The organism is Acinetobacter sp. YH12135 (assembly GCF_013418565.1).
GTDB lineage: Bacteria > Pseudomonadota > Gammaproteobacteria > Pseudomonadales > Moraxellaceae > Acinetobacter > Acinetobacter towneri.
In genome coordinates, this window is sequence record NZ_VPBU01000012.1 from 68,732 (window position 1) to 81,027 (window position 12,296).

Genomic DNA, 12,296 nt, shown 5'->3' on the forward strand with positions numbered 1-12,296 from the left:
TTGTACTTGGAAATTGATTCAGTTCCAATCATGTTTTGTTTATTATCACTACAAACATATTTTTGAGATTGAATGATGGCTTTAGAGCTTCCTCAAGAGTTGGCAAATTTAGAAGCCAACGGCGGGATTTACGCAGTGTGGATGTTGCTACGACACTTAGGAATTGATGCCGATATTCAACAATTGATTGAAGTGTGTGGTTATACGCCAGAGCAGGGCACAACCACAATTGGCTTGGCTGTTGGACTGAAAAAGTTTGGCTTTAATGTGCAGTTTTATACTGACCCTGACCCAGATTTACAAGATGCAGAAAAGTTAAGTTATTCCGAAGCTAAACAGCTTAAATTGCCTGTATTGGCGGCAATCGGCTATCAGCAAATTCAGCACGCATTTGATGAAAATAAATTTATAATTGTCTATTACGACACTTTAGAAGGCGTGGGCAATCACTCATTGCTATATTCAATTGATGATGCTGAAATTTGTTTCTTTGACAGTTTTGAGCCGATGCCTGCGGCTGTGTTTGAACAACAGCGTCAGCAAGAGGGCATTTGCAGACAAGTAATTGTGGTCGAAGTCTAAGTGTTATTCAAAGTCTAAGCTTTATTCAATGACGATTCGAGTCATGCAAAAAATTGTCTAGCCCATCAATTGATTGGCTAGACAAAGGGATTACTCCGCTGCATCGGCTTTTTGTGTCCAATATTCAGCTTTATTTTCGTCAGCATCTACACCCAAAGCATTTGCATAAATAAAAGCAAGGTCTCGCATGGCTTGTACTTCGCCCAATTCTGCTGCTTGCTGTACCAATGCCACAGAGCGAGCGACATCTTGTTCAACCACATCACCACGACGGTAGTAGCCTGCCAACTCTAAAATAGCGGCAGGGTGTTGTGCATCACTGGCTTTTTTGAGCCAGACAAAAGCATCTTCAAAATGTTGTTTGGCATCTTCAGGGTCATCTTCTAGAACATCTTTGGCATATACGGTATAGCCTTCACCAAGCCAATACATGGCTTCGATATGTCCGTTTGCGGCAGCTTTGAGCGCCCATTGTTCGGCAAGTTCAATATCTTCATTAAAATCGCTTTGCATATACAGCACCGCCACTTCAAATTGGGCATCGGCTTGTCCTGCAATGGCGCGGTTCATTAGCGCAGGGGAGATTGAAACAGATTCTGACATAATGTCATCCAGCAAAATTACAACATAAGATTGTGCGATAGCCTAAAAGGTCCGCTGGGAAAAAGCCATCTTCGGTGTGATTTTTTTTAAAAAATTAGGGTTAATTGATCATGCGTTTATGCAGACAATAACAAAAAATCACTTGAGCCATATCGTCAAGTTTCAATATGCTGAATGTTAAACATGGTCATAATGAGAACAATAAGATGGCAAATTTTTTAACTGCTGAACAAGCAAAAGTTTATTCAGATCATGCCAAGCTAGATATTGAATTATATAAGCAGCGTTTGGCGTCTTTAATCGAAGAGAATGCCAAGCAGGGCAATACCGCAGTTTTTACTGTGCTGCCAAAACATTTACCTTTAGAAGATATTCGAAATTTATCGGCACAGCTGACTGATTTGGGTTATCAGGTGCGCTTTGAGTTAAATGAGTTCTTTTATAGCTTTAATGTGTATTGGATTTAAAACTCAACTCTACCGACATTTCACCAAATAGTTTTAGTGAAATGTCGAGCGTTTATATTTTTTGATTTAGATTGCGTTTAAGTATTTGCAGTATGTTCTGCCAAAACTTCCAACGCTGCGCGAAAAGCTTCCTGAGTTGCAGGTGCGCCACAATAAGGCAAGCTGTGTAACAAGACTTCCTGAATTTCTTCGACACTTGCCCCGTTATTTAGCGCACCACGAATATGTCCTTTAAGCTCTGTCGGGCTTTTTAAAGCAGTTAAAAAGGCGATAGTAATTAAGGAACGATATTTGCGTGGTAACACACCTTCACGTTGCCAAGTTGAACCCCATGCATGTTCATTAATCCAGTCCTGCAAAGGTTGGGTAAATGGTACAGTGTTGTCCTGTGCGCGTTTTACAAAGCTTTCGCCCATGACTTCAGTGCGAACTTTTAAGCCATTGTCATAGTCTTGTTGTGACATTTTACTATCCCTGTTTTATTGTTTGAGCTCGGTGTATAGATTAAGTGCATAGATTAACAATTTATGGCGATGATACCATGCGCACTTGGTCGTAGACCATCAAAAAATATTCACATCTATCTATTTTTAATATATCCACAAGGTATAAAAAACCCCGAACATAAAGTCGGGGCTGTTTTAGCTTTATCGCAAATTTTGAAATAAGCGAGTGTTAAGCTTCAATGGTTTGCACGCTAATTTTTTTAGCAGGGTCGGCTTTACGACGTACTGTTGGTACAGGTTCACCATAATATTGACGGTCTGCAAAATAACTTGAACGTACCATTGGCGCAGCCCAAATATTTTTAAAACCTAACTTTTGACCATGCGCTGTATAACGCTCAAATTCTTCAGGTGTTACAAAGCGGTCAATTGGCGAATGTTCTTTAGATGGCTGTAAATATTGACCAATGGTCACATAATCTACATCGTGCGCTTTAAGATCATCTAACAGTGCAATAACTTCTTCTTCAGATTCTCCAATACCTACCATCAAACCGCATTTGGTTGGAATATCTGGGCAATATTCTTTAAACATTTTCAGCAAGTTCAAAGAGTGCTGATAGTCTGAACCCGGACGCATGGCTTTATATAAGCGTGGCACAGTTTCAATGTTGTGGTTAAAAACATCTGGCGGACATTCGGTCATAATGCGTAGTGCAATATCCATACGACCACGGAAGTCTGGCACCAAAATTTCTAACAACGTATTTGGGCTTAAAGAGCGGGCTTCTTTAATACAATCGACAAAATGTTGTGCACCACCATCTAACAAGTCATCACGGTCTACAGAGGTGATCACGGCATATTTTAAGCCTAAGTTGGCAATGGTTTCTGCCATGTGACGAGGTTCTTCAGGATCTAGTGCATTTGGACGACCATGCGCAACATCACAAAACGGGCAGCGACGGGTACAAATATCACCCATGATCATAAAGGTTGCTGTACCACCACCAAAGCATTCTGGAAGGTTTGGACAAGCGGCTTCTTCACAAACGGTGTGCAATTTTTGCTGACGCAAAGTGGTTTTAATACGTTGAACTTCTTCTGGTGCCGTCATTTTGACCCGAATCCAGTCAGGTTTACGAGGCGTTTCAACCGTAGGAACAACTTTTACAGGAATACGTGCGACTTTTTCAGCACCACGAAGTTTGACACCCTGTTCTGGTTTACGGTTTGCAGACATATTCAACTTTTCCACTGTTTTTGAAAGGGGAGAGATTTAGTGTAGGCTAGATTTTACGTGAAATAGAGTCTGATTAAACCGAATCTAAGTGCAAAAGTAAAATGTCACCTTAACTTCATCATAAGACGGTTATTATAACGAAATTGTGCTTAAATTGGGTAAAAACGATATTCATATAAAAAATGTGGTTATCACGTAATATATGCACAGTAAATACAGAAAATTCAAAAGATTTACGTCATAATATAGCCCATTGAAAAGACAGATTTAAAGAAAAGGAGCGTTGAATGCCACGTAAAAAAGAGGTCGTTAGTGGAACTTTCGTGAAGTACGATGCGGTTGTTCTCGGTTCAGGCCCTGCGGGTGAAGGCGCGGCAATGAAACTTGCCAAATCTGGTAAGCGTGTTGCGATTGTAGATGTTCGTGAGCAGCTTGGCGGTAACTGTACCCATGTGGGTACCATTCCAAGTAAAGCATTGCGTCAGACAGTGTCGAATATTATCCGTTATCGCCGTGACCCAATGTTTAAAAAAATGGGCGATTGGCGTCAGTTCACCATGAAGCAAGTGTTGCAAAGTGCGCATAAAGTTATTCAGCAGCAAGTTGAAACGCACTCTCGCTTTTATGACCGTAATGAAATTGCGATTTATCATGGTCGTGCTTATATCCAAGATAAAAATACGGTCTTGGTATTTGGTGCAGATGGCATTAAAGAAACCATTATGTGTCAGCAAATTGTGATTGCGACAGGTAGCCGTCCATATCGTCCAGAAATGTTGGATTTCAACCATCCACGTGTATTTGATTCAGACAAAATTTTGGATTTGGATTTCTCGATTCAAAAAATTATTATTTATGGCGCGGGTGTGATTGGTTGTGAATATGCATCCATCTTCATTGGTTTAGATCATAAAGTTGATTTGATTAATACTCAGCACAAATTGCTCAGCTATTTGGATGATGAAATTTCAGATGCCTTGTCATATCACTTGCGTGCGCAAGGGGTGCTGATTCGCCACAATGAGCAAATTGATCATTTAGAAACTTTTGATGATCACGTGGTTTTATATTTGCAAAGTGGCAAGAAAATCAAAGCTGATGCGATTTTGTGGTGTAACGGACGTTCAGGTAATACCGATGGTTTAGGTTTAGAAAACGTAGAACTTAAACCAAACAGCCGTGGTCAATTAACGGTGAATGATCAATATCAAACCGAAGTAGAGAATATTTATGCTGCGGGCGATGTAATTGGTTGGCCTTCGTTAGCATCAGCTGCCTATGACCAAGGTCGTTGCGCGGGTGCAAATATGAGTGGCGAAGAAAATGTTGCGCCTGTGACCGATATTCCAACAGGTATTTACACCATTCCAGAAATTTCTTCGATTGGTAAAACTGAGCAGGAATTGACGGAAGAAAAAATTCCTTATGAAGTTGGTCAGGCATCTTTCCGTCATTTAGCGCGTGCGCAAATTACGGGTGATACAGTGGGTGAATTGAAGATTTTATTCCACCGTGACACTTTAGAAGTATTGGGTGTGCATTGCTTTGGTAATAATGCGGCAGAGATTATCCACATTGGTCAGGCGGTGATGAACAGCCCGAACAATACCATTAAGTATTTTGTGGAAACCACATTCAACTATCCAACCATGGCTGAAGCTTACCGTGTAGCAACTTTAAATGGTATGAATCGTTTATTCTAAGTTGCTGCAATATTGCTTAAAGTTCATTAAAAAAGAACCCGTAAAGTTTAGGCTTTACGGGTTTTCTTATTCTAAGTTGTTCGTTTGTTATTTTAGTTTTGGCGCATCTTTTTATTTGAGTCCAATAGTGGCGTGCTGCCTTTTAACATGAGTAGCAAGATTAAAATGGCCGGCTACCCGCCAAACTTATTCTTTTAAGTAAGCGCCGTTGCTCGGCAGGGAATGGCTCCCTAGAGTGTAAGGTCACTTGATTGTCCCAAAATACCAAATCCCTTTGTTCCCAATGATGCGTGTAGCGGAAGGCTGGCTTTAAAATATGTGCGCGGAGCCGAGCAATTAATTCACTACCTGCCTGATCGTCATAATTGAGCAACTCAACTTCAGAATGGGTGTTCAGCCAAAGGGCTTTACGTCCAGTTTCAGGATGGACTCTCACCAAAGGGTGTGGATAGCCATGACCAACAATAGGTTGATCATGAAAACGATACAGCGGCGAATTACCATAGCTACCCGTTGCAGTCGTATTTTGTGCACGAACAAAAGGGTTGTATGTAATGAGTTGAAGGTGATTAATTTCCGCTTTGGTGGTTTCATCTAAGGCATCGTAGGCTTTAATGGTGTTGTACCAGGTAGTTTGTCCGCCTTGTTTTGGAATTTCTATGGCATACAGCAGCGAGGCAAAAGAGGGTAGAGGTGTCCATTGATGGTCTGCATGCGGTTTGAGTTCTGCATGTCCCGTATAATCACCTTGTCCAACAGCATTAGATACCGGTACAACATCGGGCGGTGTGCCTGTGTCGGCTTGACTGCCTAAAACAGGATTGTCTGAACTTGGACGGAAAATAGAACCAAAGTAACTGGCAAATGCTAAATACTGTAAATCATCTAGCTGTTGTTGTTTAAAAATCAAAACTAGATGTTGTGCCAAAGCTTGTTTTAGACGATAAATTGTTGCCCCTGTTTGGGATTTTTTCGTATCTAGTCCTGTCACGACAGCACCTAAGGCAGCACCTGCTAAAGGTTGTATTTGAATATCATTAGGATTTTGTAATGAATCGGCTTGATGCCAACGTGGTGCATCATGAATCGCTTGAGAAAGTGGGCTTAGACTGCTCATTGGGTTTTACTCTTTCTTGGTATATGGTCAAGAAAATTTAAGTAAAAACAGCCATCAGATAAAATTAAAAGAAATGCTAAGCTTATGAAAAATATTATCTTTTTAAATAAATGTTTGATCTTGAACCATTTAACTTATTTTGCATAGATTTGTTGTTTAAATGCAATCTAGTCAATGGAGCAAGTTATATAAGTTACTCCTTCAGTATTGAATACATTGATAAAGAGATCGAGTGACGCAGACAATTAATGTGCGCAGAATGCCTGATTAAAATACTCAAACAGTTGAGGCGTTTGCATCCATAAAAAAATTGAAAAGACGAGCAGGGCAATAACCGCCAGCGCGAGCAGCACTTTAAAATTAAATAAAGAATTAGTCATGAATGACGTGCTCCTCATTGACCCAGAAATGCACCAAGACCGCAAACGCACTTAAAGCAATAGAAACAATCCAGATAGCATTATAGTTACCTGTCAGATCGTGGTTTAAACCGCCAAGCCATCCACCAAAAAATGAGCCGACTTGGTGTGTAAAAAACACAATGCCACTGAGCATGGTCAGGTATTTAATCCCAAACATATTTGCCACAATACCATTGGTTAAAGGCACTGTAGATAACCACAACAAACCCATAATGATCCCGAATGCATAAATTGTCCAGATGCTTAAAGGCAGGATTAAAAAGGCGATAATGGCAATACCGCGTAGTCCGTAAAGCCACATCAGCAAGTGTGGTTTGGAATAGCGACCACCTAACCAACCCGCCGTATAAGTGCCTACAATATTAAATAAACCCACGAGTGCTAGAAAAACTGTGCCTGTGGTTGCATTAAAGCCATGATCGATTAAGTAGCTAGGTAAGTGAATCCCGATAAACACCACTTGAAAACCACAGACAAAAAAGCCCAAAGCTAAAAACCAAAAGGGTTTATGGTTTTTGGCAATCACCAAAACTTGTTTAAAGCCTAAAGCGGGTTGGCTGACTGAACTTGCATTAGGGTTTTGATACATGGGTGCTTTGAGCATCCATGCCAAAGGAACAATCAAGACAATTAAAATCGCACTGACAATTAATGCGCCCGACCAACCTACACTTTGTAATAACAATAAGGTCGATGGCAACATGATAAATTGCCCAAACGAGCCTGCAGCACTGGCAATACCCATTGCAAGGCTACGCTTTTCTGGAGGAGCAGCGCGGCCTACTGCAGAAAGTAGCACAGGGAAAGAGGTTGCAGAAAGTGCCAAACCTAAAATTAAACCCACACTTAAATTTAGCAATAAGCCTGTCGAGCTGACGGCCATGAGCAATAAGCCGAGTGCATACAGTGCGCCACCAACTGCAACTACAATTTTACTACCGTATTTGTCTGCAAAAGCACCTGTGATGGGTTGGACTGCACCCCAAATTAGGTTTTGCATGGCAATGGCTAAACTAAAGACATTATGTCCCCAGCCAAATTCATGGCTCATAGGCACCAAATACAAACCAAATGCATGCCGAACCCCAAGCGATAATGCCAAAATAATGGCGCTTCCAATTAACATATAAATTAGAGGTTTGGAAAATTGAGCATTCGACATAAGGCATCCACGTATGGCTAACAGCTTGTTATGGTAATCGATTCAGCTCAAGAGCGCGATAAAATAAAATTCATCAAATGATAAAATTGAGTTATCAAGATAGAAGCGATTGCTTTAATTAAATAGTGTAAGAAAAAATAAGACGACCGTAGCCGTCTTAAATTTAGTTGAAAGTGGAAAAGTAAAATTAGAGATTAAAAGCGCATCCCAAAGCCAGCGTATGCAATGATCGGATTCACTTCAATATCTGCTTTAGAGTGAATCAATTCACCATGTTTGGCATCGGTCACCGTAATGGTGGTTTCATTTTTAAGGTGTGCATAAGATAGTGAACCAACTGCAAACCATTTTTCATTAAAGTCATAGGTAAAACCTACGGTGGCAACAGGTGCAAACGCATCGGTGGCATCTAACTCAACTTTTGGGTTGGCTGAACTTGGTTTGCCTTCTAAAGATGCGCCTGATTTTCCTTCTTTAATATTGGCAATCATGTGACCTGAAGCAATTAAGTCCTGCTCAGTACGTGGATTAATTTCTAACTCATTGAAATAGGCATACATCAAACCGACGCCAACATAGGGGCGGAACTTATTTACGCCTGTTTTGCCAAAGTGATATTGAAACTCAAATGCAGGTGTCCATGCTCGGGCAGAAGCAGCAGGGCCATGTGCTGCTAAATCGGTAATGAAAATATCGTTTTGTAATTCTAGCTCACCCAACGCACCGCCTAATGGACGTGCAATTGCGGAGAAAGGTGCATAAATTTTCCCTTTGCCTTGCAAATCAACTTTAGGTGGAATGCCGCCTTTGACTTCAAAGGAAATATTATCAGTAAAGAAATAGTTACTGATGATACCCAGTGTAGTGACATCATCTGCTTCTAAACCTGTACCGGGATTATCCCATTGTTCCAAACCTGAAATTGTGGCTTGTCCACTCATGTTGGCAGGCACGGTAGGCAGCAAATTTAATGCTCCGCTTAATAATATGGGTGGCTCAAAACCGTCACGTAAATTATCTTTTACAGTTTGCGATTGAACCTCACCGACATCCGCTGTGTAGCCATTGTGGATGGCTGTATTGACCCGAAAAGGTTGTGCTTTACCTTGTGGCATAACGTGCAGCGCACCTACCGAAACAGAAAAGCGTTTAAAACCATCACCATCTTTTAAACTAAAATAAGGTGAGTTGGCATAACTAATGACTGGCAAACTACTCAGTGCCAAACAGCATAGTGTTTTTTTCATTGTGGAACTCCATGTCCAATTTTGCTTGTTGTTATTTACGGCATTGTTATGCAAGGCATTATGAAATGGACTGGAAAAATAAAACTGTTGTTTTTACAAGATATTTTTTTAAACTTTTGTGAATAACTGGAAAAGTGTGCAGGTGTTTTGTTAAATCCAAAACTGTTGAATACGTGAAAATGCTTGTTTTATTGGATGGCTTTAAAGTTCTATTGGTTTGAAATAAAAAGATTTTATAGAAATTGTATGCGTTGAAATTAATAAAAAAGACCAGTCGGAACTGATCTTTTTGACATACGGGTTAAATTTTTAGCCAATGACAGATTTTGGCTGCAAACACGTTATGCAGTAAAGCGTGATAAATCTTCATCAGGGCGGGCAGTCAGCACTTCCAAGCCATCTTTGGTGACCAAAATGGTGTGTTCAAACTGTGCCGATAATTTGTGGTCTTTGGTCACCACTGTCCATTTATCGCCAAGTAATTTGGTTTGCCATACGCCTGCATTGACCATTGGTTCAATGGTAAAAGTCATACCTTCTTCTAAAATCATGCCTGTGTTGGCTTGACCATAGTGCAATACTTGTGGCTCATCGTGGAAGGTCGTCCCAATACCATGACCGCAATATTCACGCACGACACTAAAGCGTTCAGATTCAACATATTTTTGAATCGCATGACCAATATCACCAATGGTTGAACCGGGTTTAACGGTTGCCATACCGCGATACATCGCTTCTTGGGCAACTTTGCATAAACGATTGGCTAAAATGGAAGTTTCACCACCCACGATATACATCATATTGGTATCGCCGTGGAAACCATCTTTAATGACTGTGACATCAATATTTAAAATATCGCCTTTCTTCAGCACTTTACTTTCTGACGGAATACCGTGACAAACCACATGGTTAACCGATGTGCAAATGGTGTGTTGGAATGCTGGACGACCCGGAGCAGCACCATAACCTAAGCAGGCAGGAATAGCTTGTTGTTGATTGACAATATAGTCATGGCAAATCGTATCCAGTTCGAGCGTAGTAACGCCTGGTTTAACGTGTGCTTTGATCATCTCCAAAACTTCTGCCGCCAGTCGTCCTGCCACGCGCATTTTTTCAATATCTTCTGCGGTTTTGATGAGTCGACGAGGTGCTTGATAAGTTGTGTTCATGATCTTTAAAAACTTTTGGAAATTTGTGTGTGACTATGGTATAAATAGCCGCCCATTTTATCAAATGCTTTTTATGAATATGTTTCAAAGAGCTTGGTAAAAGGGAAATTAAAAATCCGCACATATATCGTCACATTACTCTGGGTGCCCTTTGGGGTGGAGAATGCGGATATATGGAGGCCTAACCCAAACATTTAAGGTAAAGAAAATGGCAGATTACAACGTAAGCATGCGCGACCTTCTTCAAGCTGGCGCACACTTTGGTCACCAAACACGTTTCTGGAACCCAAAGATGCGTCAATACATCTTTGGTGCGCGTAACAAAATTCACATCATTAACCTTGAACACACTGTTCCTGCGTTAAATGATGCTTTGAACTTTGCAAACCAATTGGCTAGCAAAAAGAACAAAGTTTTGTTCGTTGGTACAAAACGTGCTGCTTCTGCAATCATCCGTGAACAAGCTCAACGCGCTGGTCAACCGTATGTAGATCACCGTTGGTTAGGTGGTATGTTGACGAACTGGAAAACACTTCGCCAATCTATCAGCCGTTTAAAAGATCTTCAAGTTCAGTCTACTGACGGTACTTTTGCTAAGCTTACTAAACGTGAAGCTTTAGAGCGTAGCCGTGAAATGGAAAAACTTGAGCGCGCTTTAGGCGGTGTGAAAAACATGGGTGGTTTACCTGACGCATTATTCGTAATTGACGTTGATCACGAAGCAATTGCAATTAAAGAAGCTAAAAACTTAGGTATTCCTGTAATCGGTATCGTAGATACAAACTCTAACCCAGACAACGTAGACTACGTTATTCCGGGTAACGACGATGCGATCCGTGCAGTAACACTTTACGCTTCTTCAATGGCTGATGCGATCATTGCTGGTAAAGAATACGCTCAAACTCAAGCCAATGCTCAAGCAAAAGGCGAAGAAGCTCCTGCTTCTGAGGCTTAATGCGTTTTGACGTAAGCTTGTCATTTTTGCGACATGTGATGGTGGCAAAGTAAGCGTCATGTATGCAGACGGCCCAAGAGACACCCTCTGGGCCGTTTCTGTTAAAAAAAGAATTCATTTTCTACCGATTTTAGGAGATAAACATGACTGCAGTTACAGCAAGCATGGTTAAAGAATTGCGTGATCGTACTGGTCTAGCAATGATGGAATGTAAAAAAGCATTAACAGAAGCGGGCGGTGACATCGAATTAGCGATTGACAACCTTCGTAAATCTGGTCAAGCAAAAGCTGCTAAAAAAGCAGGTAACATTGCTGCTGACGGTGCAATCACAATCGTTCAAGAAGGCAACAAAGCGATTCTTTTAGAAGTAAACTGTCAAACTGACTTCGTTGCAAAAGACGAAAACTTTGCTGGTTTCTCTGCGAAAGTTGCTGCTGCTGCTCTTGCTGCAAACGAAACTGATGCTGCTAAAATTGCTGAACTTAAACTTGAAGATGGCGCAACTGTTGAAGAAACACGTGTTGCACTTGTTCAAAAAATTGGTGAAAACATCCAAGTTCGTCGTGCACAAATCGTTGAAGGTGAAAACCTTGCTGTGTACAAGCACGGTTTAAAAATCGGTGTTGTTGTTTCTTACACAGGTGATGCTGCGACTGGTAAAGGTATTGCAATGCACGTTGCTGCATTCAACCCAGTTGCTGTTACTGCTGAACAAGTTCCTGCTGATCTTATCGCTAAAGAGAAAGAAATTGCAGAAGCGAAAGCAGTTGAATCTGGTAAGCCTGCAAACATCGTAGAGAAGATGGTAACTGGTTCAGTTGAAAAATACTTGAACGAAGTTGCGCTTGATCGTCAAATGTACGTAATTGACAACGAGAAGAAAGTTGCTGAAGTATTAAAAGCAACTGGTACAACTGTTGCTCAATTCGTTCGTTTCGAAGTAGGCGAAGGTATTGAGAAAAAAGCAGAAATGAGCTTCGCTGAAGAAGTTGCTGCTGCTCAAGCTGCTGCAAAATAATTTTTACTTAAGGTAAAATATTTTGTAAGGAAAGCCCCAATTTATTTTGGGGCTTTTTTGTGAATATAGATTTTGGCAATATGCAATCGTGGCATAAATATTGAGATGAAGATTAAATATATTAATTTTAAATCAGTATGTTACGAATAATTGACTTAATC

Annotated in this window: 13 protein-coding genes; 5 read left to right on the plus strand and 8 right to left on the minus strand. The window is 40.8% G+C overall.

Annotated features, from left to right (window positions below; translation table 11 throughout):
* Positions 1 to 75 precede the first annotated feature (75 nt).
* A complete protein-coding gene (locus FTU70_RS08530) occupies positions 76 to 582 on the plus strand; it encodes a cysteine peptidase family C39 domain-containing protein (protein WP_180060449.1) in 507 nt (168 codons plus the stop codon).
* A 90-nt stretch (positions 583 to 672) separates the two neighbouring features.
* Here the strand turns inward: FTU70_RS08530 and FTU70_RS08535 are convergent, their stop codons facing one another.
* Complete coding sequence (locus FTU70_RS08535; RefSeq protein ID WP_131261573.1) at positions 673 to 1,185, minus strand: tetratricopeptide repeat protein; 513 nt, start codon at positions 1,183 to 1,185, stop codon at positions 673 to 675.
* Between the two features lie 206 nt (positions 1,186 to 1,391).
* On the opposite strand from FTU70_RS08535, the gene FTU70_RS08540 reads away from it, so the two are divergent.
* Positions 1,392 to 1,652, plus strand: a complete 261-nt coding sequence (locus FTU70_RS08540) for a hypothetical protein (protein ID WP_004972768.1) — start codon at positions 1,392 to 1,394, stop codon at positions 1,650 to 1,652.
* 77 nt (positions 1,653 to 1,729) lie between these two features.
* Here the strand turns inward: FTU70_RS08540 and FTU70_RS08545 are convergent, their stop codons facing one another.
* Positions 1,730 to 2,116 (minus strand): carboxymuconolactone decarboxylase family protein, encoded by a 387-nt coding sequence (locus FTU70_RS08545; protein WP_004972770.1) that lies wholly within the window; start codon positions 2,114 to 2,116, stop codon positions 1,730 to 1,732.
* A gap of 211 nt (positions 2,117 to 2,327) precedes the next feature.
* Positions 2,328 to 3,341 (minus strand): lipoyl synthase, encoded by a 1,014-nt coding sequence (lipA, locus tag FTU70_RS08550; RefSeq protein ID WP_179990319.1) that lies wholly within the window; start codon positions 3,339 to 3,341, stop codon positions 2,328 to 2,330.
* A 287-nt stretch (positions 3,342 to 3,628) separates the two neighbouring features.
* On the opposite strand from lipA, the gene sthA reads away from it, so the two are divergent.
* The gene (gene sthA, locus FTU70_RS08555) at positions 3,629 to 5,044 is read left to right on the plus strand and encodes a Si-specific NAD(P)(+) transhydrogenase (protein WP_042068765.1); all 1,416 of its coding nucleotides are present in this window, start codon (positions 3,629 to 3,631) and stop codon (positions 5,042 to 5,044) included.
* A 160-nt stretch (positions 5,045 to 5,204) separates the two neighbouring features.
* On the opposite strand, the gene FTU70_RS08560 is transcribed toward sthA, so the two are convergent.
* The 5 genes from FTU70_RS08560 to map form a co-directional block, all read right to left on the minus strand.
* Entirely contained in the window at positions 5,205 to 6,161 is a 957-nt protein-coding gene (locus FTU70_RS08560; RefSeq protein WP_131261572.1) for a TauD/TfdA family dioxygenase, read from the minus strand.
* Between the two features lie 245 nt (positions 6,162 to 6,406).
* Positions 6,407 to 6,541 carry a hypothetical protein gene (locus FTU70_RS14360; protein WP_004972778.1) on the minus strand — a complete coding sequence of 45 codons (135 nt, stop codon included), beginning with the start codon at positions 6,539 to 6,541 and terminating at the stop codon, positions 6,407 to 6,409.
* Positions 6,534 to 7,745, minus strand: a complete 1,212-nt coding sequence (locus tag FTU70_RS08565; protein WP_179997279.1) for an MFS transporter — start codon at positions 7,743 to 7,745, stop codon at positions 6,534 to 6,536. Before FTU70_RS08565 ends, FTU70_RS14360 begins: the two co-directional genes overlap by 8 nt.
* A gap of 194 nt (positions 7,746 to 7,939) precedes the next feature.
* The gene (locus FTU70_RS08570; protein WP_004972784.1) at positions 7,940 to 8,992 is read right to left on the minus strand and encodes an OmpW family protein; all 1,053 of its coding nucleotides are present in this window, start codon (positions 8,990 to 8,992) and stop codon (positions 7,940 to 7,942) included.
* Between the two features lie 341 nt (positions 8,993 to 9,333).
* Complete coding sequence (map, locus tag FTU70_RS08575; protein ID WP_004972787.1) at positions 9,334 to 10,161, minus strand: type I methionyl aminopeptidase; 828 nt, start codon at positions 10,159 to 10,161, stop codon at positions 9,334 to 9,336.
* A gap of 208 nt (positions 10,162 to 10,369) precedes the next feature.
* On the opposite strand from map, the gene rpsB reads away from it, so the two are divergent.
* Positions 10,370 to 11,116: a 30S ribosomal protein S2 gene (rpsB, locus tag FTU70_RS08580; RefSeq protein ID WP_004972791.1), complete on the plus strand. Its 747-nt coding sequence runs from the start codon at positions 10,370 to 10,372 to the stop codon at positions 11,114 to 11,116.
* 143 nt (positions 11,117 to 11,259) lie between these two features.
* Complete coding sequence (gene tsf / locus FTU70_RS08585) at positions 11,260 to 12,135, plus strand: translation elongation factor Ts (protein WP_004972793.1); 876 nt, start codon at positions 11,260 to 11,262, stop codon at positions 12,133 to 12,135.
* Positions 12,136 to 12,296: the final 161 nt, after the last annotated feature.